This is a genomic window from Croceimicrobium sp., assembly GCF_965228705.1.
GTDB lineage: Bacteria > Bacteroidota > Bacteroidia > Flavobacteriales > Schleiferiaceae > Croceimicrobium.
In genome coordinates, this window is record NZ_OZ245832.1 from 1,967,245 (window position 1) to 1,993,455 (window position 26,211).

The window sequence follows — 26,211 nt, forward strand, 5'->3', positions numbered from 1 at the left end:
ATGATTTACTCCTTAATGGTTGTGGTCTTTGTGCTGGGTTACCTGGCCATTGCCCTGGAACACAACATTAAAATCGACAAAGCGGCCTCGGCCTTAATGACCGGAACCATTTGTTGGGCTCTGTATGTTATTGGGGCTGAAGGAATCATAGATTTCCATTCTGTTCCGCATTGGATTTCGGATATGTTCGCCGAAGAGAAGAACATTACCGATCAGCATGAAATCGTGACCCACTACGTTACGGAATTCCAAATCCTGGAACACCTGGGGGAAATCGCTTCGATTTTGTTCTTCCTGATGGGTGCCATGACCATTGTGGAGTTGGTGGATGCGCATGAAGGTTTTTCGGTAATTACCGATCGTATTAAAACCACCAGTCGACGCAGCCTCCTTTGGATCATCTGTATTTTAACCTTCTTCTTCTCTGCTGCTTTGGATAACCTTACTACCTCTATTGTAATGGTATCCTTGCTACGGAAGTTGATTGACGATAAGAAAGACCGCTGGCTATTTGCCGGTATGGTAGTGATTGCCGCTAATGCCGGTGGGGCCTGGTCTCCGATTGGTGATGTAACTACCACCATGCTGTGGATTGGCGGTCAGATTAGCGCCGGGGCTGTAATCATCAAGTTGATTATCCCTAGTTTAATTGCCCTGATAGTTCCTCTTTTGGTACTCACTCCCCGCATGAAAGGCAATGTTACGCGCCCTCGCAAAGCCGAAGGCAAGGAGCATTTTGTAAACCCTACTACTGAACGCGAGCGCAATATTGTATTTGGCGTAGGTGTAGGTGGCTTGCTTTTCGTTCCTCTGTTTAAGACCTATACTCACCTCCCTCCTTTTATGGGAATGATGTTGAGTTTAAGTGTACTGTGGATGATCACCGAAATTATGCACCGCTCTAAAAACCGTGAGACCAAATCCAAGCTATCAGTGATTGGCGTTTTACGTAAGATTGATACCGCCAGTGTATTATTCTTCCTGGGAATTTTATTGGCGGTAGCCAGCTTACAGTCAGCCGGACAATTAGGCGCTTTGGCCAATACCCTCGATAATAATATTGGCACCGGTACCGAAACAGGAGTGTATTCCGTGGGTGTAATTATCGGTCTCTTATCTGCCATTGTAGATAATGTGCCTTTGGTAGCCGCATCTATGGGTATGTATGATATTGACCCTACCATGGGCGGCTTATTCGCTTCGGATGGATTGTTCTGGGAGTTCCTGGCTTATTGTGCCGGTACCGGAGGTTCGGCCTTGATCATTGGATCTGCTGCTGGTGTAGCGGTAATGGGCTTGGAGAGTATCTCTTTTGGTTGGTACCTGAAGAAGATTTCCATTTTGGCGATCATCGGCTATTTCGCGGGTGCCGCCACTTACATTATTCAAGAATCGATCTTCCACCTTTAGGGAAGTTTTGAAACTAATACCAATCCTGCTGAAGGTTAAAATCCCTCAGCAGGATTTTTTTTGCTCTTAACCTCCCCTTGTTAATTTCTATTTGGATAAGCATACGAGGCGCTGGCAAGCTCCCGTTATATTTACGATCTATAAGAATATTCCATGAAATTAAGCTTTCTGCAAATGAGCATGGCCGAAGGAGACAGCCTGGCCACCGAACCCGTAGAGAAAACTTTAAGCATTTGGGAACTGGTAAGCAGCGGTGGTCCTGGCGGAATCGCCATTATGTCGGTGCTGTTTATCCTCTCCGTTATTGCAGTTTACATATTTGTTGAGCGCTGGGGCGCGATTAAGCGAGCCAACCAAATGGAGAGCAACTTCATGGAAGGTATTCGCACAAATGTATTAGCCGGTAATTTAGATGCCGCCCGTAACCTTTGCTCCAGCGAAGACACTCCTGCGGCCCGCATGATTTCCAAAGGTATTTCGCGCATCGGCAAACCCCTAAAGGATATAAATGCCGCCATTGAAAATACCGGTAAACTCGAAGTATCTTCCTTAGAAACCAATCTCCCTACACTAGCTACCATTTCCGGAGCCGCCCCTATGATTGGATTCTTAGGTACCGTAATCGGGATGATTTTAGCCTTCCACGAAATGGCTGCAGCCGGTGGACAGATTAATATAGAGATGTTGGCCGAAGGAATTTACACCGCCATGAGTACTACCGTAGCCGGTTTGGCCGTTGGTATTTTAGCTTACCTGGGTTATAACATTCTGGTAAGCCGTGTAAATAAGACTATTTACAATATGGAATTACGGGCCACCGAATTCCTCGACCTATTGAACGAACCCGCCTAATATGGACTTACAACGCAGATCGAAAGTAAGCGCCGAATTCAACATGAGCAGTATGACGGATATCGTCTTCCTGCTCCTGATCTTCTTTATGCTGGCTTCTACCCTGGTAACTACCAGTGCCCTGGATTTGGTCTTACCTAAAAGTGAAGCCCAAACCGTTAAGCGTAAAGATGTAACGGTGAATATTAGTCCGGATCAACGCATATCGGTGGGCAATGTAATTGTCACCTCCGCCGAACTGGAACGTGAGGTATTAAAGCAAGTAAGCGGAAAAGAAGAGGCGGTAGTTATTCTACGCGCCGATAAAAGCGTACCTTATGATATGGTAGTAAAGGTGATGGACATTGCCTATCGCAACCGCCTTAAAATGATTGCCGCAACCGATCCCAGCTAAATGGATATCGAGGAAGAAAAAAATAATCGCCGTCGGGCCTTAATCAGCACCCTGGTCATCCATGGAGCGCTGTTTATCCTGTTCCTCTTTGTGGGTCTCACCTATTATGACCCCAAACCGGAGGATGGCATCCTTATTAATTTCGGGAATAGTGAAACCGGTCAGGGTGAAGTGTACGAAGCCCCCAGCAGTGGTTCCCCTCAAAACCAGGCCAGCACGCCAGTTGAAACTCAAGAGGTAATGACCCAGGATGTGGAAGATGCCCCCAGCATTGACCAAAGCAGCAATACCAGCACTCCGGTTGAGCCCGATCCTGAACCTCAGGAAACCACCAATAATCCCAATGAAACCGATAATCAGCAGGTTCCGGATGAACCGGATCCCCAACCTTCAGAAAGCTTACAGAACCTATTGAATAATGCCTCCAATTCCCAAAGTGGCGGTCAAGGTATTACCGAAGGTAGTGGCGATCAAGGTCGGGAAGATGGTGATCCCAATTCGAATAATTATACCGGAAACGGCGGAGGCGGAAATGGCGATGGCAATTACCTTTTGGGTAATCGTAAAGCCCTGGCCAAACCCAAACCTGAGCCTTGTGAAGCTTCGGGACGGGTAGTCGTAAAAATCTATGTAGATCCTAAGGGCAATGTGGTGCGTGCGGTAGCCGGTGAGAAAGTTCCCGGTGGAGCAGCCACCACTACCACCAGCTCTTGTTTATTTGAGCGTGCCCGTAAAGCAGCTATGCAAACCACCTTTGAAGCCGATCGCGATGCACCGGTACAGCAAAGTGGTTATATCATTTACAATTTCACCAAGAATTGAGTTCGTATAGCGAAACACTGGACTGGCTCTTTCAGCAATTGCCCATGTACCAGCGCATTGGTCAGGCGGCCTATAAAGCCGACCTAAGCAATACCCTGGCCTTAATGGAGATATTGGAGCAACCACAGCAAAGCTTTAAAAGTGTGCATGTGGCCGGCACCAATGGCAAGGGCTCCAGTTCGCATATGCTCGCGGCCATCTTTCAAGAGGCAGGCTATAAAACCGGCCTGTACACCTCCCCCCATTTAGTTGATTTCCGGGAGCGCATCCGCATTAATGGCCAAATGATTTCGGAAGCTGCCGTAGTTGAATTTGTGGAGCAATACCGTGATCAGTTTAGCTCCTTGGGCCTCTCCTTTTTTGAGATGAGCGTGGGCCTGGCCTTCGACTATTTCCGCAAGGAAGAGGTGGATATTGCCATTGTAGAAGTTGGCATGGGCGGTCGCTTGGACAGCACCAATGTACTGCTACCCGAATTGAGTTTAATCACCCATATCGGCTTAGATCACACCCAATTTCTAGGCGATACCTTAGGCGCTATTGCCGCCGAAAAAGCAGGCATCATCAAGCCCGGAGTTCCGGTAGTGATTAGCGAAAGGCAGCCCGAATGCGATCCGGTATTTAAAAAGAAGGCCGCTGAAATGGAAGCGCCTCTATTCTTTGCCATAGATCAGGTTCGACCTTCCCGCTTGTATATGGAGCTCGACCTGAAAGGTGCCTATCAGGAAAATAATTTACGCGGAGTATTAGCGGCGGTAGATCAATTGCAAGCCAAGGGATGGAATATCCAGGCTTCGGTAGAAAGTGCCTTAAGCCAGGTTTGTGCCCTTACGGGATTACGTGGCCGTTGGGAGATCTTGAGTCGCAAACCTCTTACCATTTGCGATACCGGACATAATTTTACCGGCATCCAGGCCCTGATGGAGCAAATCAAAGGCCTTAGCTATCGTCAATTGCATATCGTTTGGGGTATGGTTGGCGATAAGCAGATTAAAGACATTTTGCGGATCTTACCTCAAAGCGCTTTTTATTATTTCACCAAGGCGGAAATCCCCCGGGCCCTTGATGCGGAAACTCTTAAGCGCGAAGCCCTCAAATTTGGCTTGGCCGGAAAGGCTTATGCCGATGTACCCAGCGCGGTAAAGGCCGCTCAGGAGCATACCTTAAGCGATGATCTCATCTTTATTGGGGGCAGCACCTTTGTGGTGGCGGATTATTTGGCTCATAATGCTTAGAGTAGAGGATCACCTAAGCCCCATTCCGATATTTCAAAATCCTTAGCCTACCCTAAGGACTAACAGGGCTTGTTCTAATTTCTTAAAGGATAGTGTAGCTAAAGTTGCTTCCTCTAACTGCCCAATACCACTCATTTATTGGAACCCTGTCTGACCTCTTTTATGTACAAGGTCTCCCAAGGTATAAAAGCAGTCGCAGAACCAAAATATACAATTGGTTAGCATCAAGGCCTTACTGAATATAAAAAGCCCTTTTGATGATTTGGACCTCGACTAATTGCTTAATTTAGGGTTTTAAGCTTACTCTATATCTACAACAAAAAGTGGGATATATCTCGTTCGGTGTAGTATATACACAACATTACTAGGGATATAAACAAGTTGTAATGCATTTGAAAAGACACCATGAAACTAAGATGTAAGTGCGATCATATAATTGTTGACCAGACGGACAACTTGGAAAACAAGGGTTACATTTTACCTGACACTTATGTAGAAGACGTTTCGGTTACATTAACTGATAATATTGACTCACTAATTGAAGCTCTCAAATCGGACAAACGACTGTCATGGATTAAAAACAAATTCCAAAATGGATACCCGACAACTTTGAAAGATTCTTCGATGATTCATGATTTAGTTTCAAACAAGATAGTTGAGACCACTCAAGACATTTTCGAATGTGAAAATTGTGGGCGAATTGCAATTCAAGTCGGACAGACAAACCAATTTAAATATTTCTTCCCCGACTCTGAAGAAACCAAAGGAATTTTGAAAGGAAAGAAAAAATAAAAAAATAGCCCTACAACACAGCATATAGCTTATGGCTGGGGAACAGCTACTAGTAAGCATGCCTGCCGACAAGCAGGGTTTTCGTTCCGCAGCCAGCTCTGGTTTCGGTGGACAGTAAAGTGCTTCGAAACCGCCACAAGCCATATGCAAACCGTTGTGCACAAGCTAAAAAAACAAAATGAACACAGAAGAATTCGTAAAAGCATTTTATAAAGAGAAACAAGATTTTCTAACTGAATACCTCTCCGAAAACTCTGAATCAGAAGTTGGTCAACTGATTAAAACCTTAAATCTACCTGACCAACAAACTGAAAGCATGAAAAAGATAATGGACAGAACATTAACTGACATATTTTACACCATTCTTTTGGGTTTAGACGGTTGTGCATCAATAGGTGGAATACAAGAAATGTATGATCTGAAAGACGAAAACGGAAATCAATTGAGTGGAGAAATTGAACGTTATGCTTATGAATATTTTCAAGAGAGGCACTGAAAAAGACTCGTTGATGGCTGACTTAAAAAATATCATATCGGAATATTCATGAGAACATTTGTCTGTGGAGGAATTTCATACTGACTTGGTTGACCGAATAAAAAATCCGGAAAGTGGAGATAAAAGTATGTTGAGGACTTATAGATTTGGTTTGCTCCAACATGCCAATAGGACGACTTTGTTGAAAATATAGATTTAGGGAGGAGGAATATTTCAACGATCGAACATAATAAAAAATAAAACCAGCAGGTAACAACGCATATAGCTTATGCCAGTTGAACGACTGCCTGCCTGCCTGCAGACAAGCAGGGTTTTCGCTCCATTGCCAGCTTTGGTTTCGCTGGACAGGTAAGTGCTTCGAATTGAAAATCAGCGTAGCTAAACCGCCATAAGCCATATGCAAACCGTTATGGGCAATTAAAAAAATGGACGCAGCAGGATTTAAAAAATTAGTAGCAAAACACTTTTCACCACGGATTAGAGAACTTGGTTGGAAAGGCTCTGGCTTCCACTTTCGGAAAGTTGAAGACAACCATATTGTTAAAATCTTTGGTCTACAAGGAAGTTGGTATGGTGGCTCAGTATGTTGCGAAACAGCTATTCATTTTGACTTTATTCCGGATTTAGCAGGTAAGTCATTTGACAAAACAACCTATGCAAGTTGTATAATTAGAGAACGACTATCTCCAAAAGGTGAAGGTGATTATCATTGGATATTTAGAGATAATGAAGAAGATAATGTCAAATCAATAAATCAAATCTGGGAAGCATTTGAAACCTATGGTCAGAGATTTTATAACGACTTCAACAACTTTCCAGAGCCTTTTTCATCAATCACACCAGAAGATTTCGATCGAACTAGCTTCTTTAGATCTGGAAAGAAAAAAAGCATGAAAATCCTGGACAAGTATTACGTCCCTAATGAAATCTACCTAGCATGGTTACTTAAGGAAATAAATAGCTTTATCGGTAAAAGTGACTTAGCAATAGAGTTTGGAGAGCTTGGAATGAAAATGACCTACGACCATGCAAATGAAATGGCAAAATCAAACAAGGGAAAAGTGAATCAAGCCTACATTGATGTGAATAGGGGTTTATTTAAAATGAAATAAAAAGCCCATAAGAAGTTGTATAGTGCATACCCTCAGGGACACGCACCCTACACAAACCGTTAGCATTAATTAAAATGAAAACATCCAAATTTTGGACATACTGCATTATAGCGACCTTATTTGTTTCATGTGGATATAGTGAAGGCGACAGGGGAGGTTACACCAGTATAAGGAAAAAGCGGAAACCGTAAAGATTCAAATGGCTCAAGAGAACTTTAAAGACGAATTATTTAAGGAAATAATAAAATAACTAGCTACAACACCTATACGCAAGGGCATTAATGTTTACGGATAACTAAAAACGGGGACCAAGTAAAGCGAAAGCCTATGAAAAGCCGACCTATTCAGACCCTTATTTACTCCAAAATGAAAAAGGCTCTATCCCTAGTTACAGCATTACTTTTACTGACTTCTTGTGCTACAATTTTCAACGAATCGCATACGAACATCACTTTTTACAGCACCGAAGCGATTCAGATTGTGTGCAAGCAGGATACCCTCAACACGATTGACAATAAGGCTATTTTGCAGGTTGAAAGAAAAAATGAGCCCTTGCAGCTTACTGTCTCCACAGATAGCTTAAGCAAAACCATAGAAATTGAAGCCAAGCACTCGTATAGATATTGGAGCAACCTAATCGCTAATGGAGGCATTGGAATGCTCGTCGACAAAAACACGCCCAAGCGCTATACTTATCCGCATAGAATCTATATAAACGTCACCGATACATTGATCAGCTACAGCAACTACATTCAAGGTAAATCTAAAGGGGAATTAGACCTAACACTTTCCCTGCCTCATCTAAACTCATTCCATCTTAAGCCTGAAAATGAAGGAGCTAAAACAAATACCGGTTTTTGGGGCTTAAACTTGGGCCTCGACTATTACCATTCCCAAAGGCAATTTTTCACTATCGGAATATCCTGGGTATCAGACTTTTTTGTCCCCTTACCTGCGGCAGTGGACCTAAGTGGTGAATATGAACTGATGAGCTCAAGTTATGCTAGCTTTTCGAACAACCATAAACTTGGCCGTTTTTCACTAGGCTATGGCTTAGCCTACACAAAAAACATATGGGATTTCAAATATTTTGATCGATTTGACCCGCCGCCTCCAACCAGAGAAGCAGTTAAGAAAAGCAGCATTGCACTTGGATTCATTTTCCCTGCCTATTTCCAGCTCGGTAAACACTTTAATCTCGGATTAATTTATCGACCCACTTTCTATCGTCCTGAAATGACCGACAAATTCCAATATGAACATCTGATAAGTTTAGACTTTGCCTGGAAAATAAGATTGAGGCAATAATTAGAATTGAGAACCTATTTAAAGCTTATTCCGGTTAAAAGGCCATTAGGTTTCAGAGGAAAGAAAAAAGCTTTGAATTGAAAATAAGCCTAACTAGAACGCCAGAAGCCCTGTGCAAACCGTTGTAGCACATAAAAACAAAATGAATAGAACAATTTTATTAGCCAGTTTTCTAATTGCAGCTCAATCCATATTTGGGCAACAAGCTGAATTACTAGATAAGTCTAATTCAAACATTACTGACAATGACTTGCTATGTGTGGCCGTTGACCAAAACGGAAACAAATGGATTGGAACCTCGAAGGTTGGACTAGCAAAGTTTGACAATGAAAATTTCACCCAGTTTGACAAGAATAACTCTGATATCAATGGAGATTATATTTCCCCCATCTTCACAGATACTAAAGGAAACGTTTGGGTTTCATTTTCCAATCCAACTGACGGTATAGCCAAATACGATGGTTCGAGTTGGACAGTTTATGGCGTAGAAGAAATTCCAGTTGACAAGATCTCCGTAATCTCAATAGCAGAAGATAAAGAAGGTAAAATCTATTTCGGAGGCGCCAATGGATTAATCACTTACGATGGAGAAAGGTGGTCAAGTCTTGAATTACCAGAAGGGAATTTCACAATCAGAACACTAGACATAAGCAATGACGGAGAGATAGCTATTGGTCATAATAGCGGGCTACTAATCAAAAAAGATGATAAATGGACGAGCTATACGACTGAAAATTCAGAATTACAATTAGGGACTGTTAGAGCAGTTAAGTACACAGTATTAGGACAACTTTACATTGGTTATGGCGGTGGATTTGGAGGCGGCGGATTCTCAATTATGGAAAATAATGAATGGCAGCACTTCAATAAGACAAATTCAAAAATTCCTGATCATATGATTCGAGACATAGAGATTGACTACAATGGAACTATTTGGATGGCCACAAATAATGGTGTAATCAAAAAAGAAGGAAGCACCATCACACCAATTCTCTTTAGAGAAGGAATGTTCAAAAATGTCATTCTAGACATTGCACTTGAGGGTGAAACCATTTGGATCGCGACAAACTTTGGACTTATAAAAATGAAATAAATACACGCTACTACTTCTCATGTGGTTTTGGGTGGAAGAACAGCTACCAGCATGCCATTATGCATGCTTTTCGCTTCACAGCAAGCTTTCAGAAAAGTACTTCTAACCAGTCACAAGACATAGCCAAACTATTTTAGATAATTAGCTCAACCTGATGAGAAAGTCAATTTCAATTTCTTTAGTAGTTCTCTTAAGTGCTTGCTTTGATCAAAGTGCTCAATTGGAAAGGGAGTTCTTAGAAAAATACTTAAATGGGCTTTATGCATTTCCTGATGACATAACCGACCATTTCCCAGGAGAACTTAAGGCCCACAAGAATTTCTATATCCACTACCCTGCTAGCGCTCGCGAAACTGGTATGGCTGGTATGGTATTCTCACATCAAGTAGATTCTACCGAGTTCAACAGAGTACGTGATAAACTGGTATTAAACAACATCATCCCCCATAAGACAAGCGACAGCATTTTCATCATAGTTGGTGACACTCTTGGCTACTCAAAAAAAAAGAATGGTATTCCAATTCCAAACTTCAATTTCTATGAGGCTGACTTTGGACTAAATAGTAAGTATCTACCCGAACACTATTTGATTTATGTTCTCGAATCTAAAGCTGGGGAGTACCTAAAAGACAAATATCTAACGGAAGGTAAGCACCTACCGAAAAAATGGAAAAACGGATACTCTAGAGGACTTGCTACAAATAAAGAAGATAATGAATTGGTTTATTGGTTATGTGTATGGTGAAAACCGCCTTCAAACATTGCTATTTCATATGAAGGCAATTTCTCTAATTTCATTCCTTTACTTCTAAGCAGGACTTACCAATATTCCGAATAGATAATTGCCAAACCAACAGAAAGGAGGGCTTCCTTAGAAGGACTTGGTATCATGGCATATGAACATGCCCTAGGTCGAATGCCTACTTTTGCAAAATGCAATTCGCCAAAATTTTAAACTGATTAAGAAGAATTAACTCATGCTATTAGAAACCGAACGATTAACAATTAGGCCTTTATCAATTGACGATAAAAACGAAATATTCGAATACCGCCAGGACAAAGAGATCAATAAGTATCAAGGGTGGATTCCAGAGACTATTGAAGAGGTTGAATCCTTCATTGCCAAGAACCCAAAAGAAATTAATGTCCCCGAAACCTGGTTTCAGCTGCTAATCATTGATGAAAAAACCAAAGGCATTGTTGGCGATTTAGGTATTCACTTTGTTGACTCTGAAAATAAACAAGCAGAAATAGGCTGCACCTTAAACAAGGAGTTCCAAAACAGAGGGTTTGCTACGGAGGCAGTAGAAAAGGTTATAGACTACCTATTTACTGAATGAGATAAACACCGAATTACCACATCAATTGATCCGGCAAATAAAAACTCCATTCGCCTGGTTGAGCGAATTGGTTTCCGGAAAGAAGCCCATTTCATTGAGAGCTTATACATCGACGGTCATTGGGTAGATGACATTATATACGCGATGCTGGAAAGAGATTGGGATAGTAAAATAAGGAGTTAAGCATAAAAGTTTTTATGCCACGTCAAAGGCGCTACCCTTTATCTTAGGGCAGGATGCAGCTTATAGCCTTTATTGCAGATAATTTAAAATGACATCTTCGACTAAAATAAACGAGAGGATTAAAAGCTTGATCGTTTTCAATAAAAAGGATTGGTTTTTCAGTCATTTGAAAACCTTTTTTCAGCTCGACTTTCATAGCTATCATGGTAATATCTCAACTGGACAATTCCGAATTTGGAAACTTTCTCCTTGGATTATGACCTTCTATCCTGTCATTCAGGGAACCATTGATCAAACAGATGATAAGCTAAAAGTGACCCTTCGTACGAAAATGAATTCTTTCGGTTTAACAATGCTCATTGTAATTATGGGCTTGTGGGCTTTTGGCATTATTGACCGGATAGTCATTCAAGAAAATAATGATTGGTCATTTCTTTGGAAGAGAATTCTAATTGGATCCTTAATTTTAATCCTGCCTTTCATGGCAATTGTTCTCGGTTACAAAGAGCAGAAAAGAACGGCAGTTAAAGATTTAAAGGCAGAGATAGAAAAACTGTAATTAACAAGGCTAAAATTATACAGCAAAGAATCCCATTTCCGAATTGTCAAGACCTATAAGCGCCATTTTATTATGAGACCAATACTATCAGTTCTATTTCTCTTCTTCATGACTACGGCCATTGCTCAGGAAAAATTAAGTACTGAAATGCTTTTGGGTTGCTGGACAGACTCTAGGGAAGAAAGCACGATTGATTTCAATATTTTCCGTCCCTGCGACTACACGGAGTTTCCAATCTCGCGCTACAGGTTTGTGATGGTTTTAGAGGAAAATCAAGAATGCCAATGGTTGTATTTATCTCCGAATGACGCGCATAAGATGGTACCAGGAACATGGAAATTTGATGAGTCCAGCAGGACGCTATCCATATTCTCATCTGATGGAAAAATGATTAGGAACTTCGAACTAACTGCACTATCCGAGACCGAAATGAAAATTAAAAAGAGTTAAATACATTAACTCCTATTTCCATTGACTGATTTGATTGGGATGAACCTCGAACTTTTGAGTCGACTCTGCAATTGTTGACTACTCCTACTTAAATCATTGTTTCGGAGCTCGTGGCACCTGAGCAGCGATAGCCGTTCGCAGGGTAGTACTCAGAACTCAAATTCGCTTTAAGGAGAATTGCTATCCTACAGAAAAACATCAATCAGGCTGGCCCGACCCCAGAAGCGGCGGTCCAAGGGAATCGCCTCTCAGGGGCCTTGATTTTTTGAATACTTTTTCAAATGCCTTTTTAATTTTCAATGGAATTTGAGAGCTACAGCTTCGCTTCCGGTTGTATCAAGAAAAGTATCTCCCAAACCAAAAAGCAATACTTCATTTCCAAAAAAATGCTCTTTGATACTTTTTGCATTGGCCAAAAAGTACCCAAAAACCCTAGGCCTTTCCCAAGGCGATTTTTGATTCCTTTTAGTCATCAAAACCGTTCTTCGCTTTTCGCTTCATGCTCTCTCCGCCTGCGGCAGACGCAATTCCGCGAAGCTCTGAACTATCACTGAGGAAAGGCCGGATCTTCCAAATGGTGTTTATCGCCACAAATAGAGTTCAGTGGAATCCTTCACCAAACATTGCCCCTACTCTAAAACAATTTTCGGAGCTCCCGGCACCTGAGCAGCGATAGCCCTTCGAAGGGTAGCACCCAGAACTCAAATTCGCTTGAAAGAGAATTGCCACCCTAAAGAAAAACATCAATCAGGCTGGCCCTACCCAAGAAGCGGTGGTTCAAAGGAATCGCCTCTCAGGGGCCTTGATTTTTTGCTTCGTTTTTTATCAAGAAAAAATGAAGCACATTACGCATCCACTAAAGTTTAAACCACACGCAACCCAAGCTTCTGTGATCGAAAGAACCGACCGAAGGTCCAGGTAATTTCGAATCGCCTTCAAGCTTCCTTGATCTTTTGGATACTTTTTCAAATGCCTTTTTAATTTTCAAAGGAATTTGAGAGCTCAGGCTAGAAGCCTTCGGTTTTATCAAGAGAAAAGTATCAAAGAAAGCTCCCTACTCAGAACTTTCAATTGTAAGCTATGGCATTAAAAAGCTGGCCCGACCCCAGAAGCGGCGATCCAAAGGAACCGCCTCTCAGGGGCCTTGACCTTTTGTTTCGTTTTGGGTCAAGCCAAAATGAAAAGAACAACGGACCATAGGTCCAGATGATTTCGAATCGCCTTTCAGAGGCCTTGATTGTATGGCACCAAGCACAGACCCGAAAAATGTCTTAATATTAGCCAGCCTATAAGCTGCTTTCATGGATCAAATCGAGTTACAATTCTGGTATTTTTTAATCAAAGGGAAGCTAGACGATTCTACGGGAGGCTTTTGCAGCTATTATTCCTACGGTCATAGATGCGGAGAAGCTTTGGAAAATACCTATGCGGCTGCCAAAAAAGAAGGAATTTCAAAACCTAACGTCATCGAGATGATGCGACTTGATGATTGGAATGATTACAAAATTCCGGAAACAGCGGTAAAAGTTTCCGAAAACACCTTCAGACTTCCTGGCACAGATACTTTCAGATTGAATTCACCCTCCCAAGTCTTCACCCCACCAAAGGGCATTGCTTTTAGCACTGAGGAAGGTGATTTTGAATCGGAGCTTATTAAGGAAGGATTTGTGGCCTATACTAAAGATGAAAATGGGGTCTACGAATTCCAAATGGTAGTCGACAATAGTCGATTGATCGAAATATACTTTAAATGCGCCGATTTTATTGAACCTATAGAGGCATTTTGGATTGAGATCAAGGGACATTGGGAAAGGAGAAATCCAGAATTATGGGCTAGCAAAACCCTTTGCTCAAAGGAGATGATCTTAGATTTTCTAAGAAAAAATCGGTCCGACACCCTTGAAAATGGATTTGTTGATTTAGTGGTTCACTCCCCAATTGGTTTAACCAACTTGACGCTAAGTGAACACAAAAAAATTCAATTACACACCGAATCGGTAGAGGTCTTTAATAGTTTCATCCGGTCAGTAATTAACTTAGGATTTAAACAAACCAAGGACTTCTACAATATAGAATTCGGCTACCATCATTGGCATTATAGACCCGGTAAAAGCCTGAACCGTGATAAATTCACTCAAATGTTGATGGACCTCGATTTTGAACAACAAAATATTGAATCTTAAGAACTCTAAAATGCTTTGAGCTTAAATTCTAATCAGGGTAAGGATGAAATTTAAACTCTTCACTTCACAGGAAAACAGGAAAGATCTCAATTCCTGTATTTTTAGATCAGACTTAAGCGGTGCCTTGATTTTGATCCAGGCTGGCGCAGATATCAATGGAAAGAATGACCGTGGAATAAGGCCCATATATTCGGCCCTCAATTCGGAAAATCCTAAAAACTTAAAATTCCTTATTGAACAAGGGGCCGATATTAATATTGACTTTGGAGCCCCCCCTGCGTGAAAGCATTGACATCTGCATTGACGGAATGATTCAGAATACTAGAAATGTACCTTATCCCGAGTCCTTGGAAATGCTAGAAATATTGCTGGCTAATGGCGCCGATCCAGAATTAAAAGATGAAAATGGAGAAAGACCCATCGATCTTATCCCTGTATATGCCGGAAGCCCCGAAAACCTAAACAAGCTCAAGTTGATTTTCAGAGCCTTAATTCCAAATATTGATGAGCTCTTAAAAGAACAGTGATTAAAGCCAAGGAAAAGTGCAGGGCCCAACTCTCTTCACATCTTTCCAATTAAAGAATAGTCCGACTGCACCCTTTAATGAAATTCTCTTTAGACCCCTAATTTCACAGTCAATACAACGGGAGACCAGGATTGGCGTCAAATCAATACAAGCAAATACAATTATGAAGAAGGTACTATTAGTAGTGTTAGCCCTGGTTGCAAATGGGGCATTTGGACAAATTACTGAACAGGCAAATGCATCAGGCTCCTATATAGAAGTGGTGGCTACTGCGACAGAAACTGTTCTTCCTGATAAAATACTTATCGAAGTTACTTTAAAGGAAAATGGAAAAAGCGGAGCTAAGGAGCCCATTTCAAGCCAAGAAAAAAACTTAATCAAAGGTCTGGATAGCCTTAACATCCCCCCTAACAGACTTTCGAAGGAAGGGGCAAAAACCAACTCTGTCCAGGTAAATTGGTTTAAGGAGAAACAGATTAGTCAAGCAGTGTATATCCTGGAACTAAAAAACTCCCAAGAAATTTCCACTGCTTTCACTTTGTTCCAAAAACTAAAAGTGGAACATGCCATTCTATATGAAAGCACCCATACTCAGCTCGACTCACTACAAGAGGAAGTAGAAGTAAAGGCTATTATCGCAGCAAAGAATAAGGCAAAAAGATTAGTCCAAGCTCTAGACTCAGACCTAGGGAAACCAATCCTAATCACGCAAAATGAACCCCGGGAAAATGGAATCTACTTTATTGATGGGGTAAAAGTGCGAGGCTCCGTTCAAATCCCCAGTATTGCCTACGAAGCCCCTTTCATCGATCAAGATCCGTATATCGAAATTCAGAAACTAAAAATTGAAGCTTCCATTTTGGTTCGATTTGAGATAAAGTGAGGTATGGCTTGCCAAACCCCGAACCATCATTGAGGAAAGGCCGGATCCTCCAAATTATGGTAATCGCTATAGATTGAGTTCAGTCGAATCCTTCACCAAACATTGCCCCTACTCTAAAACAATTTTCGGAGCTCCCGGCACCTGAGCAGCGATAGCCCTTCGAAGGGTAGCACCCAGAACTCAAATTCGCTTGAAAGAGAATTGCCACCCTAAAGAAAAACATCAATCAGGCTGGCCCTACCCAAGAAGCGGTGGTCCAAAGGAATCGCCTCTCAGGGGCCTTGATTTTTTGGATACTTTTTTATCAAGAAAAAAGTATTGAAGAACCCCTTCAAATGCCTCTTTATTTTCCAATGAAATTTGAGAGCTACAGCTTCGCTTCCGGTTGTATCAAGAAAAAATGAAGCGCAATAAACATCCACTAAAGTTTAAAGCCACTTTTCCCGAGTCCTTTCCCAAGGCTATCTTAGAGCTTCAAGACTATTTAAATACCATCCAAGGTTTTTCCTGAACTTGCTCACCCGAGACCATTGACATTCGCCAAAAATTTAGCCGATTTATGAAACACAAAATAGACCTTCAAAAACTGGATGCTGCTGCAACTGAACTAGGCATCAAATTACCTGACTTCCTTAGAACCTTTTATGAAGAGAGAAGTGACTTAATCAAGCGATTCAAAGAATTGTCGAGGGATGAAGACCATATCACTTTGAGCACCGATTTTGACTGGATCCTCAGCTATAATCGGGATTTCTTGCAGCTACCCAAAACTGAAGGGCCTTGTAAAAACAAAATATGCATTGGTACAGATGGTTGTGGAAACGACAGTTTCATAATACTCGAAGACCCTGATAAAAGAGTTTTTAAGCTTGATCACGAAATAGCTAATGAATTGATTGATCCGGATACTGGCGATTTCGATTGGGAAGATGAAAGGATGGAAAAGTATGCCTCTCTGGAAGACTACCTGCGTGAAGAGATTAAATTTCTTGAAGAATTCAGAAATAGCAATGGTTACATCTTAAAAAAGTAAGCTATCCAAAAAGAACCCTTATCGACCAAACTTTAACTGCTTTTCTAAATGATTCTTAAATCCGATACTCCTAATCAAGCGAAGGTCAATAAACTACTTGGAGCCCCCTATAAGTTTAGCTTTAAAAACCATCATAACTCCGGAACCGCTAGTTTATTCCTTAAGGAATATAATTCAACTTCAAGGTTTCTAGAAGGATTGACCATTGGTTCAAAATGCAATTTTGAACTAAGGCCAAAGGGCCTTTTACTGCATGTTTCCCTTCAGAACCAATATCAGCAAATCCCTATACCCTTCTCCGAAATAAAAAAACTAGAAATTGAAAAAGGGGCGGAGAGCATTAAACCCATTCCGATGTTCCCCATGTGGATCCTCTTAAAACTTGGCCTTTCCATTCGATATGCGCGTTATTTCCGATTAAAAGCATGGGAATACACAATATCTGAACTGAAATTGAGACTCATCACCGAACTCTATGACATGAGTTTCCAATCGAATGGTTACAATTATATAGCTCTAGCTCAATATTTTAAATGGTCGAATTTAAATCCGGATTTAATCGTACTTAAAAAGACTAGCTGATTTCACTGGCTTGGGTTTATTGCTAAGCCTGTAATAGTCTAAGCTTTAGAGAGCCAAACAGACCTGAAAATGATAATCAACTACAATGAAATCTCTCATCGACAACATCTGGATTGAAAGTGAAGAAAGAGGGAGCATCCTAGACGGATCTCAGAAAGCCAATGACAATTCTGATGTCATAGTGACCTTCCGTGATAAAAGTCGATATGTGGCCACTTTCTTCAGCTATCAAAACATTGAGCATTTAAGAAGGAAAAACCAGGAAACAGGCGAATGCTTGAAGGGCCGTTACTTTTGGGCTTCAGATATGATCTTGATCGAAAGCCTAAACCGAAAAGAAATTGAAACCATCATTGAACATCTACTTAAAGAAGATGAATTCCCATTGATTTTCCGCGAAATTGAGGAAGATTAGTTAATAAGGAAAGGCTTTACGCATCAGCTACGGCAAATCTAAGGAGCTTAAGTTATCAATGGGCTACTCCAGAACTTGCCTTATCTTAGATTAAAAATCACCCAATACCATTTAAAGATGATTGAAATTATCGCCGATATATTAACCGCCTTGGTTGCATTAGAGCATTTGTACATTTTATGGATAGAAATGTTTGCCTGGGAAACAAGAGGTAGAAAGGCCTTTAAATCAATACCCGCAGATCTATTTCCTAGAACTAAGGGATTGGCCGCAAATCAGGGACTTTATAATGGCTTTTTAGCCGCCGGTTTAATCTGGTCCTTCCTAATAAGTGATATGGATTGGCAAATCAATATTCGCTTGTTCTTTCTAGGCTGTGTGGTGATCGCCGGGATATTTGGCGCTCTAACGGCCGCTAAAAAAATATTCCTCATTCAAGCTTTGCCGGCGATTATTGCCTTGACCGTGGTATTAATCGAAATGACCTCAAAATGAAAACTAAAAAGAGCTTAGGAACATATGCTAAAAGAAAGTCAAATCTCTGCAAAACTGGCACTGCTAAGAGATGAACTAGAAAACCTCATTTCATTCTTTGAGCAAAATCTTGATTATAACTTGATGGTTTATGATCTATGGAACGCAAAAGATATCCTGGGCCATATTACGTTTTGGCATGAGAGCTTTGCTCGTAATATTTCCCACCTAGGAAAGGGTTTAAAACCAAAGCCACTTAAAGGAAAGCTATCAGAAGTAAATAATCTAAGTGTTGATACAACAAAAGCGGTATCGATACAAGATTTGATAGAACGACTTAAAGATGCTCAAAAGGTGATCGAGGAATTCATCTTTTTAGAATCTATCTCAACTATCCCCTATAAGAAAGGATCTCGTGAATATTCAAGAGAAGAACACCTTGAAATCGTTACAAATCACATACGCAAACATCTTCAGGATCTTAGGAAAAAATATTTTAAATCCTAAAGCAAATGCCCTGCTCCATTTAATGGCATTCAAATTTGCTTAATCGCGTCCATCGAGGCACCAATTAAACTAAGCCGCAGGATTGAACCTCTAGATATCGCCTATCGCACTATCCGTCATTTCTTTGAATCATTCTACTCATACCTTCAACAGTTGCTTCCAGCTAATTCAGAAAAGTTTGTACTGATGCTAAAAATAACCGAAATTCAAACCTGACAAATTCCACAACAAAGGAAACCTGAAAGTCCATCCTCTTCCAAAATTAAAAATTGGGGCGCATGAAAATTCTCACCAAAATCCGCTGGATAGCAAGTATTCTACTCGTTTTTATCGTTGTACTTCTAACCAATTTAATTGACCGCGAAAATTTCAATCGGCTGAGCTATTCTGTTACCACCATGTATGAAGATAGAATTGTTGCAAGCGATGTACTATTTGAACTATCACGAATTATTCAAAAGAAAGAAATCGCCATTTATACTTCAGACAGCCTGTATCCTTTGGAACAGAAAGCAAAACTGGATAGTCAAATCAATGAGCTGCTCAATAAATACAGACAAACCAAATTGACTTCAAAAGAAAATTTCATTTTCCAGCAAGTCGAAGAAGAACTTCAAACCTTGCAAAAACTGGAAAGCAAGGCTCCTAATACTTTTAGTAAGGAAACCTTAAAAAGCATTGAGACCATTGACCATCAATTGGTCGAATTATCTAAAATTCAATTGCAAGAAGGCAAACGTCAGGTCTTTGCCAGCGAAAAAGTAAAAGACAGCATTAATCTTTTTACCCAAGGGGAAATTATTTTCCTGGTCCTTATGGCAATATTAGTTCAGATTATTATTCTCTATAAGCCTAGTAGTCCTAAAAAGTCCTAACTACTTATTGAATTTAAGCAAGCCTCACTTAGTTGAAAAACCCGAGCTCCTTCAAAATCAAAAAATGGACAGCTACCTCAAATCCTATCTTGCCGACGGATTTTTTCTTCGCATGAAGAACTACAGCCTTGTCGATTATTATATATCCAACTCGAATCATCTTTTTCTACAGCTAAAATACATCGAGGGTTTTGAGCATGTGTAAGCTTCCCCTGATCCGAACCATTAGTTAATTGACTTTTCCAAAGATAGTATTGTTTTCAACCACCCCGAGGGTACCCTCGGGGTGGTTGCGTTTGGCGTATACCCTAGGCGGTATATTTCCTAATGAATCATGAGGTTTAAAGTTGTTATAGTCATGCATCCACTTTTCTGTTTGCTCCCTTACCTGATGGATATCTTCAAAAATATATTTGTCCAGCACTCCTCGGCGGTAGCTTCCATTAAATCGCTCTATAAAAGCGTTCTGTGTGGGTTTGCCGGGTTGGATATATCTAAATTCTATTTCATGAATGACGCTCCATGATTTAGTGAGCTCAGCAATGAACTCGGGCCCATTGTCCATTCGGATCACATCGGGTTTACCCCTGCGATTGATTAAATGATTAAGCACATATACTACTCTGTTTGATGGAAGTGAGAAATCTACTTCGATATGTAGTGCTTCTCGATTGTAGTCATCAATTACCGTGAATGCACGAAACTTGCGCTTGTTTTCTAGTACATCATGTACAAAGTCCATACTCCAGGTCTGATTCGGCCTATCAGGCACCACTAACGGTTCTTTTACCCGAGCGGGTAATCGCTTCTTAACCTTTCGTCTTAAAGGTAGTTTTAAAGCCACATAAACACGATGTAGTCGTTTGTGGTTCCAAGTCTTGCCTTCATTACGTAAGCGGTGATAGGCGTTCCAAAAGCCTTCCTCAGAATGTTCTTTTGCTTTCGTCAGTAATGCTTCTTCCAGCTCACGATCATCCTTTGCTTGGGCTTGATAGTAATACACGCTTTTACTGAGGTTTAATACACGGCATGCCCTGCTAATACCGTAGCGTCTAGATATTTCCTGACCAATCTCTCTCTTACGGCAGGGCTTTAAAGCTTTTTTTCAATAATCTCTTTAGCTAGTTGATGATCTAGGGCCAGGTTCGCGTACATCTGCTTAAGCTTCCTGTTTTCCTCTTCAAGATCCTTTATACGCTTTAACTCCTTTCCACTCATGCCAGCATAACGCTCTCGCCATTTGTAAAACGTTGCGGTACTAACCCCGTACTCTCGGCTCAATTCCTGTGCACTTCTACCTTGATCAAACTCTTTCAAGACCCTGGCAATCTTCTCTGGCGAAAACTTACTCTTTCTCATAATCGACTGTTTAAAATTAATCCTATTCCTCTACTTTTAAACAGTTCGGTTTTAAGGGAAGCTTACACATGAATCTGAATTCTACCCCAAATTGGACAGTGATATTGGTGACTTCGTTTTGCAAATCAAAAGTTCCAATGCCTCGGAATTACTATCCATTCTCACTGCATTTCAACATTATGTTGGTGAACTAAGCCCGCTTAGCCTGCCCTTTAACAGTAAAGGATTCTTTGAGATTCTGGAGCATAATGGAGCAGATCATGAAGAAGGTTGGATGTCTGATTTTGCCTACTTCAATTTCGAGCAGTACTCCATTTTCAGTGAGCTTAAACCCTACCAAACATCAAATTGGCATAGCTCCCGGAATTACAGTCATTGCCAATTCCTTCTCAAGCAAATTCAGGAACAAGGTATCCCCGCCTATCACCCTGAGCTAAGTGCTAAAAAATTCAAACAGATGGATGAACTATTAAAATTCGGAATCAATAATTCTCTGCAGCAGATTATCAATTTTCTAAATGCTTACTACTTGGAAAGGCCAGATTTGGAAAGCATGAAGGCGCAACATGGTAAAAGCTATAATTTGATTCTGAACTTAGGGGATCAATTACGTCATGAAATTCAAAATCTAATGGGGCTTAAAAGAATCCAGTAGTAAGTCATTGATATGAAAACCTTCCTCAAATGGACCGCGAAAGGAGCGGTTTTTATTGGCATCATACTTTTAGTCCTGTACTTCATCGGTGAAGTAAAAACAGGTCTCCCAGGGACCCTTCTAATTTTAGTGATCGGCTCTGTTCTATTAGGTGCCCTCTTTTCTTTCGCGGAATTAATACTCATCCCCTACCGCAGAAAAAGATTGCTGCAGAAAATCGTTCGTCTTTTCAAAGCCAAGCCATTGACCGATTCTCTGGCAAAATGGGAATTCGGTCGCTATGAAATTTACATAGACATCAGCTTCGACCTAAAAATCACCGAACAAGCCGGAAATGTAGAACTCATTAGTTTTTACATCCCAGCCCATCAATTAAGAGCCTATCAATTGGCTATGCCTTTGAGTCAGAAAGAAGCCGAGTTTAGAGGAATGAAAACTTACAGAATTTACCAAACCAATGGAATGGGGCTTAAACTGGCTAAAGGAAGGATTAGCAAACAACTCATTTAATTAGCTTCTACATCAAACATGTTACGGCAAAAGCCTAAATTCCATTAATCATGCTTAAAATCTCACTTTGGATTCTTATCCTCATTTGCTCAATTCTTCTTTTAATCCTCTCAGCAACGATGATAAGTTTAGTATTAGGGTACCTGGATGTCGATCCCGATCAATCCTCACCTTTCAAAGGAAATTTCGCGACTTATTTTGGCTTTATTATTTTAGGCTTTATTCTAATTCGAGGTATCCGTTTTAGCTTAAAAAAACTTCGGCAATCCGATTAAGGAAATTGAACTTTCAGTAATCCCTCCGGAGGAGTTAAAATCAAAGTCTCAAATTTTCATAGCTTGGCTAAAACAAAGAATAACAGAATATTGCTTTAAATCCTGACCATAGCTGTACTGTAAAATCACTTCGCACATCATGAGAACAATACGGTTTTATTTGCTCCTCCTTTCAGTAGGCCTCTTAAACCCTTCCTGTGAAAAGGATAATTCGGTTGAACTTGGAGGCTACTTCGAATTTGAAGTTCGAACCAGCAATAACCCCAAGCGACTTAGTATCCCATTCTGTGATATTGAAATCCTTGAAGGAAACGGTCGTGATCTTGATTTTCGATGGGAATCGATTGATTCTGACATTGGAGTAAAAAGATGGAAAACTAATAAGCTTCTGTATGGCAGCTACAACTTTGAGTATTACTTGCGCTACAAAGAGGATGACGGCAGCACTAATACCATTGGCCCTTTGAGTTATAGTTTCCAGATCTTTCCGGGTGAGACTACTAAATTCTCAAGGAAGTTTTAAACGCCTTTACCAACTATCCAAGCCATTTGCTTTATGCGATTAACGATTATTTTCCTTCTCTTGGGCCTGCAATTAAGTGCCCAATCCCAGATCGGTCTTTATTATCAAGGCACTGTATCCAACCGAGCGCAATTCAGATCCTTTGATATCCATGAGCCTGTTTATTATCACAACCTTGGTATTCGCTATGACTTTAAAACAAAGCACTGGCTCTATTCACTGAGTCTTGAACACTTGCAACTCGGGGCAAAAACCTGGGGCATTGGCTATATTCCTGGAAATTCTGTCCCTAAATTATACGTCAGTGAAAACACCTATTACCATGTAAATTCTTCACTAAATGTGCTTCGAAAGCTCTTTGCAAACCCGAAATTTGAGATTCATGCCGGTGTGGGTTTAAACCTAGGACATGCCTATGCCGCAAGCAGGCACAGCTTCAGATTAGATGGAGGAAACCCACGCAATGTGAATAGCACCTGGGATTCCGGAGATTTTTTAAAATATAACTTTTACCTGGCTCCAGAGCTAGCCCTTCGTTTTGAGTATCATTTAAACAAAAGCTTCAGTTGCATCTTCGCCCCCGAATACAGCTATCAAATTCGAGAAAACCTGGATTATTTCAGTCATAGTGTTTTTCAATTCAACACCGGATTTTCATACAACTTATAGGACAGCCTACTTGAAAGTATATTTTCTAAAGAAGAGTTTTCAGTTCAATAAATAGCAATGAAAGAGTATCGATATTCAGATGAAAAAGCACTTCAGCTTATTCAGAAAATTTCTCGTACCACCCTACCAATTATTATGATTATGATTTTGGGGGCATTACTTCTTATCGATATCTATAAAGGTGACACGAATCCAGATGAATTATTTTTCACGCATACCATTATGTTCTTTACACTAATAATAGTCTGGATCCTAGTCTACAAAAACGCCCACAAGTATGGATCAAGATTAATGCAACAATACTATTTCAGTGTATCCGATACGGGAATTGAGAAAATAGGCCCTAAAGGAAAAATGGAAAGCATGAATTTCGCGCAAATTAGCAGCATTAGCATCCATAAAAAAGGATTACTTCTGGAAAGCTCTAAAAGCAAGCTTCTTCTCCCCAATGGACTGGAAGGTTTCGATGAATTATGCAATCTGATTTCTGAGAAGCGAAGCTTCAAAATTACTTAGCTTAGCCTAAAGCTGCCTTGAACCAAAATGCAAAAGCTCCTAAAGCAAATAAAATCCTGTACCATTTGCGCTGCGCATCTTACAGAGGGCGTAAACCCAATCCTTAGTGCAAGCCCTCAAAGTAAAATAGTACTAATTGGACAAGCACCTGGTAGTATTGTGCATCGCACAGGGATTCCCTGGGATGATAGAAGTGGAGATCGCCTTAGAGATTGGATGGCTGTATCTAAAAATGACTTTTACCGCGAAGAACTTTTTGCCTTAATACCGATGGGCTTTTGCTATCCTGGTAAAGGCAAAAGTGGTGACCTTGCACCTCGACCTGAATGCGCTCCGCAATGGCATCAACCTCTACTTAGCGAAATAAAAGCGAAGCAACTCATTCTTCTGATTGGTAGCTATGCTCAAAAATATTATTTGGGGGATCGAGCTAAAAACACCCTTACGGAGACCGTTAAGAATTATACGGAATACCTACCCCAATTTCTGCCGCTGCCTCATCCTTCACCTCGCAATACTATTTGGCTCAAAAAAAATCCCTGGTTTGAAGAATCTATCCTACCGATCCTGAGAAAAAGAGTTCAGGAACTAAATACCTAGGACAATAGCCAAATCAAGCTTAAACCTATTCGATCTGTATCGAATTTGTACCTAAGCTCCGTAGCAATCACTCCCAGTGCTGGAATCCAGCATTTTAAAGGCATTAGATTTAATATTTCTGCAATTTTCCTTGTGTAGCCAAATAGCTACATATATATTTGTAGTCAAATAACTTCATAATGAAACTTAGAAGGGATATTTTTCAGGCTATAGCCGACCCGACCCGTAGGGCGATCTTGGTTTTGCTTAGTGCTCAAACCATGACAGCCGGGGCTATTGCTGAAAAATTTGAAGTGGCTAGGCCTACCATTTCCAAACACCTGCAAATTCTAAATGAATGTGATCTTCTTGCCTCTAAGCCCAAGGGTCGAGAAATCTATTATGAACTGAAAATTGAAAAAATGAAAGAAATCGACCAATGGCTCGAACAATTTCGGGCTATTTGGGAAAATCGCTTTAATCAACTAGACGATTTACTAGAAAACATCAAATCCTCTCAAAAATGAATCCTTTACAATTTGACTTCCTTGTAAATAAGGAAAACCACAGCTTAACCATTATTCGCGAGTTTAAAGCCGAAAGACAATTGGTTTGGAACTGCTATACCTAATCTGAACTCCTGGACCAATGGTTCGCTCCTAAACCTTTTAGTACAAAAACCAAATCCATGGATTTTTCCAATGGCGGACATTGGCATTATGCCATGGTTGACCCAGAAGGAAATGAATACTGGGGTTACACGGAGTATTATGATATACAACCAATTGATTCCTATCGTAGCATAGATGGATTTTGTGATTGTGATGGCCGTATTAACGAAGATTTACCCAAAGCCAAATGGCTCATTAGCTTCGAGGATAAAGACAATCACTCCCTGGTTACCACTGTGGTACAATATGAATCTTTAAATGATTTGGAAACCATAATTAAGATGGGAATGAAAGAAGGTATGACTGCAACCCTCGAAAAACTAGACGAACTGTTACAAGAACTTAAAGGCTAAATACATGAATACCATTCCCGAAACATCAAATACACTAATTCCCAATCTCTGGTTTGATGGTCAAGCTAAAGAAGCGGCCGACTATTACACCTCCATTTTCCCGGAGGGCAAAATCATCAGCACCAGCTATTATCCTAAGACTGAAGCTGAGGGCTTAGCTGATTTTCAAAAAGATTTCGCCGGAAAGGTGCTTACCGTCACATTTGAAATCCTGGGGATGCGGTTTATTGCGATAAATGCCGGTCCACAGTTTAAATTCAATGAATCCGTTTCTTTCATGATCCCCTGCAAAGATCAGTCAGAGATTGACTACTATTGGGACAGCCTTACTGCTAATGGAGGCGAAGAAAGCGTTTGCGGCTGGTTAAAAGACAAATACGGACTAAGCTGGCAGGTTTGCCCTGAAAACTGGGAAGAGCTCAATAAAAAACCCGGTGCCTTTCAAAAAATGATGGGTATGAAAAAGTTTATTATCGCTGATATTTTGGAAGATTAAGTCGCAATAGATCAAATCAAACCCTACGGCAAAAAAATCACCCTGCTTGAAATACAAGCTTGTATCCTATTTCAGACGCC

Annotated in this window: 33 protein-coding genes and 1 pseudogene; 33 read left to right on the forward strand and 1 reads right to left on the reverse strand. The window is 40.7% G+C overall.

Annotation, left to right across the window (positions count from 1 at the left end):
* The 24 genes from nhaD to ACO05P_RS09070 all read left to right on the forward strand — a co-directional run bounded on the left by nhaD (position 1) and on the right by ACO05P_RS09070 (position 19,525).
* Positions 1-1,410 (forward strand): sodium:proton antiporter NhaD, encoded by a 1,410-nt coding sequence (gene nhaD, locus ACO05P_RS08955; protein WP_421750252.1) that lies wholly within the window; start codon positions 1-3, stop codon positions 1,408-1,410.
* A 153-nt stretch (positions 1,411-1,563) separates the two neighbouring features.
* On the forward strand, positions 1,564-2,262 hold the full coding sequence (locus ACO05P_RS08960; RefSeq protein WP_421750254.1) for a MotA/TolQ/ExbB proton channel family protein: 699 nt from the start codon (positions 1,564-1,566) through the stop codon (positions 2,260-2,262).
* 1 nt (position 2,263) lies between these two features.
* On the forward strand, positions 2,264-2,656 hold the full coding sequence (locus ACO05P_RS08965; protein WP_421750255.1) for an ExbD/TolR family protein: 393 nt from the start codon (positions 2,264-2,266) through the stop codon (positions 2,654-2,656).
* Positions 2,657-3,478 carry an energy transducer TonB gene (locus ACO05P_RS08970; RefSeq protein ID WP_421750256.1) on the forward strand — a complete coding sequence of 274 codons (822 nt, stop codon included), beginning with the start codon at positions 2,657-2,659 and terminating at the stop codon, positions 3,476-3,478.
* The gene (locus tag ACO05P_RS08975) at positions 3,475-4,713 is read left to right on the forward strand and encodes a bifunctional folylpolyglutamate synthase/dihydrofolate synthase (RefSeq protein ID WP_421750257.1); all 1,239 of its coding nucleotides are present in this window, start codon (positions 3,475-3,477) and stop codon (positions 4,711-4,713) included. Before ACO05P_RS08970 ends, ACO05P_RS08975 begins: the two co-directional genes overlap by 4 nt.
* Before the next feature lie 405 nt (positions 4,714-5,118).
* Positions 5,119-5,505, forward strand: coding sequence for a hypothetical protein (locus ACO05P_RS08980; RefSeq protein ID WP_421750259.1), 387 nt, complete (start codon positions 5,119-5,121; stop codon positions 5,503-5,505).
* Positions 5,506-5,683: 178 nt separating this feature from the next.
* Positions 5,684-6,001, forward strand: a complete 318-nt coding sequence (locus tag ACO05P_RS08985; RefSeq protein ID WP_421750260.1) for a hypothetical protein — start codon at positions 5,684-5,686, stop codon at positions 5,999-6,001.
* A 425-nt stretch (positions 6,002-6,426) separates the two neighbouring features.
* Positions 6,427-7,113 (forward strand): DUF4304 domain-containing protein, encoded by a 687-nt coding sequence (locus ACO05P_RS08990; RefSeq protein ID WP_421750262.1) that lies wholly within the window; start codon positions 6,427-6,429, stop codon positions 7,111-7,113.
* A gap of 327 nt (positions 7,114-7,440) precedes the next feature.
* A complete protein-coding gene (locus ACO05P_RS08995) occupies positions 7,441-8,421 on the forward strand; it encodes a hypothetical protein (protein WP_421750263.1) in 981 nt (326 codons plus the stop codon).
* Positions 8,422-8,563: 142 nt separating this feature from the next.
* Positions 8,564-9,514 carry a two-component regulator propeller domain-containing protein gene (locus tag ACO05P_RS09000; protein ID WP_421750264.1) on the forward strand — a complete coding sequence of 317 codons (951 nt, stop codon included), beginning with the start codon at positions 8,564-8,566 and terminating at the stop codon, positions 9,512-9,514.
* Between the two features lie 154 nt (positions 9,515-9,668).
* The gene (locus tag ACO05P_RS09005) at positions 9,669-10,259 is read left to right on the forward strand and encodes a hypothetical protein (RefSeq protein WP_421750265.1); all 591 of its coding nucleotides are present in this window, start codon (positions 9,669-9,671) and stop codon (positions 10,257-10,259) included.
* Positions 10,260-10,491: 232 nt separating this feature from the next.
* Positions 10,492-10,854: a GNAT family N-acetyltransferase gene (locus ACO05P_RS09010; RefSeq protein ID WP_421750266.1), complete on the forward strand. Its 363-nt coding sequence runs from the start codon at positions 10,492-10,494 to the stop codon at positions 10,852-10,854.
* A gap of 310 nt (positions 10,855-11,164) precedes the next feature.
* The gene (locus ACO05P_RS09015) at positions 11,165-11,596 is read left to right on the forward strand and encodes a hypothetical protein (RefSeq protein WP_421750268.1); all 432 of its coding nucleotides are present in this window, start codon (positions 11,165-11,167) and stop codon (positions 11,594-11,596) included.
* Positions 11,597-11,704: 108 nt separating this feature from the next.
* Positions 11,705-12,046 carry a hypothetical protein gene (locus ACO05P_RS09020; protein ID WP_421750269.1) on the forward strand — a complete coding sequence of 114 codons (342 nt, stop codon included), beginning with the start codon at positions 11,705-11,707 and terminating at the stop codon, positions 12,044-12,046.
* A gap of 1,301 nt (positions 12,047-13,347) precedes the next feature.
* On the forward strand, positions 13,348-14,229 hold the full coding sequence (locus ACO05P_RS09025) for a hypothetical protein (RefSeq protein WP_421750270.1): 882 nt from the start codon (positions 13,348-13,350) through the stop codon (positions 14,227-14,229).
* A 43-nt stretch (positions 14,230-14,272) separates the two neighbouring features.
* On the forward strand, positions 14,273-14,512 hold the full coding sequence (locus tag ACO05P_RS09030; protein WP_421750271.1) for a hypothetical protein: 240 nt from the start codon (positions 14,273-14,275) through the stop codon (positions 14,510-14,512).
* 25 nt (positions 14,513-14,537) lie between these two features.
* Positions 14,538-14,756, forward strand: a complete 219-nt coding sequence (locus ACO05P_RS09035) for a hypothetical protein (RefSeq protein WP_421750273.1) — start codon at positions 14,538-14,540, stop codon at positions 14,754-14,756.
* Positions 14,757-14,919: 163 nt separating this feature from the next.
* Positions 14,920-15,639 (forward strand): SIMPL domain-containing protein, encoded by a 720-nt coding sequence (locus ACO05P_RS09040; protein ID WP_421750275.1) that lies wholly within the window; start codon positions 14,920-14,922, stop codon positions 15,637-15,639.
* 559 nt (positions 15,640-16,198) lie between these two features.
* On the forward strand, positions 16,199-16,672 hold the full coding sequence (locus ACO05P_RS09045; protein ID WP_421750277.1) for an SMI1/KNR4 family protein: 474 nt from the start codon (positions 16,199-16,201) through the stop codon (positions 16,670-16,672).
* Between the two features lie 48 nt (positions 16,673-16,720).
* Entirely contained in the window at positions 16,721-17,254 is a 534-nt protein-coding gene (locus ACO05P_RS09050) for a hypothetical protein (RefSeq protein ID WP_421750278.1), read from the forward strand.
* 85 nt (positions 17,255-17,339) lie between these two features.
* Complete coding sequence (locus ACO05P_RS09055) at positions 17,340-17,669, forward strand: hypothetical protein (protein WP_421750280.1); 330 nt, start codon at positions 17,340-17,342, stop codon at positions 17,667-17,669.
* A 120-nt stretch (positions 17,670-17,789) separates the two neighbouring features.
* Positions 17,790-18,164 (forward strand): DUF1304 domain-containing protein, encoded by a 375-nt coding sequence (locus ACO05P_RS09060; protein WP_421754895.1) that lies wholly within the window; start codon positions 17,790-17,792, stop codon positions 18,162-18,164.
* 24 nt (positions 18,165-18,188) lie between these two features.
* On the forward strand, positions 18,189-18,650 hold the full coding sequence (locus ACO05P_RS09065) for a hypothetical protein (RefSeq protein ID WP_421750281.1): 462 nt from the start codon (positions 18,189-18,191) through the stop codon (positions 18,648-18,650).
* A gap of 278 nt (positions 18,651-18,928) precedes the next feature.
* A complete protein-coding gene (locus tag ACO05P_RS09070) occupies positions 18,929-19,525 on the forward strand; it encodes an MCP four helix bundle domain-containing protein (RefSeq protein WP_421750283.1) in 597 nt (198 codons plus the stop codon).
* 295 nt (positions 19,526-19,820) lie between these two features.
* Here ACO05P_RS09070 and ACO05P_RS09075 read toward each other — a convergent pair.
* Positions 19,821-20,884 (reverse strand): annotated as a pseudogene (locus ACO05P_RS09075) (IS3 family transposase); the annotation flags it as partial.
* Between the two features lie 91 nt (positions 20,885-20,975).
* Here ACO05P_RS09075 and ACO05P_RS09080 point away from each other — a divergent pair.
* From ACO05P_RS09080 to ACO05P_RS09120, 9 genes are all read left to right on the forward strand, one after another.
* Entirely contained in the window at positions 20,976-21,539 is a 564-nt protein-coding gene (locus ACO05P_RS09080; protein ID WP_421750285.1) for a hypothetical protein, read from the forward strand.
* Positions 21,540-21,551: 12 nt separating this feature from the next.
* Entirely contained in the window at positions 21,552-22,049 is a 498-nt protein-coding gene (locus ACO05P_RS09085) for a hypothetical protein (protein WP_421750287.1), read from the forward strand.
* Positions 22,050-22,463: 414 nt separating this feature from the next.
* Entirely contained in the window at positions 22,464-22,847 is a 384-nt protein-coding gene (locus ACO05P_RS09090) for a hypothetical protein (protein ID WP_421750289.1), read from the forward strand.
* 33 nt (positions 22,848-22,880) lie between these two features.
* The gene (locus tag ACO05P_RS09095; protein ID WP_421750291.1) at positions 22,881-23,516 is read left to right on the forward strand and encodes a hypothetical protein; all 636 of its coding nucleotides are present in this window, start codon (positions 22,881-22,883) and stop codon (positions 23,514-23,516) included.
* Between the two features lie 57 nt (positions 23,517-23,573).
* Entirely contained in the window at positions 23,574-24,032 is a 459-nt protein-coding gene (locus tag ACO05P_RS09100) for a hypothetical protein (protein WP_421750293.1), read from the forward strand.
* A gap of 27 nt (positions 24,033-24,059) precedes the next feature.
* Positions 24,060-24,632, forward strand: a complete 573-nt coding sequence (locus tag ACO05P_RS09105; RefSeq protein ID WP_421750295.1) for a uracil-DNA glycosylase family protein — start codon at positions 24,060-24,062, stop codon at positions 24,630-24,632.
* Between the two features lie 179 nt (positions 24,633-24,811).
* A complete protein-coding gene (locus ACO05P_RS09110) occupies positions 24,812-25,138 on the forward strand; it encodes a metalloregulator ArsR/SmtB family transcription factor (RefSeq protein ID WP_421750297.1) in 327 nt (108 codons plus the stop codon).
* 113 nt (positions 25,139-25,251) lie between these two features.
* A complete protein-coding gene (locus ACO05P_RS09115; RefSeq protein ID WP_421754896.1) occupies positions 25,252-25,635 on the forward strand; it encodes an SRPBCC family protein in 384 nt (127 codons plus the stop codon).
* A 4-nt stretch (positions 25,636-25,639) separates the two neighbouring features.
* Positions 25,640-26,131, forward strand: a complete 492-nt coding sequence (locus ACO05P_RS09120; RefSeq protein WP_421750299.1) for a VOC family protein — start codon at positions 25,640-25,642, stop codon at positions 26,129-26,131.
* Positions 26,132-26,211: the final 80 nt, after the last annotated feature.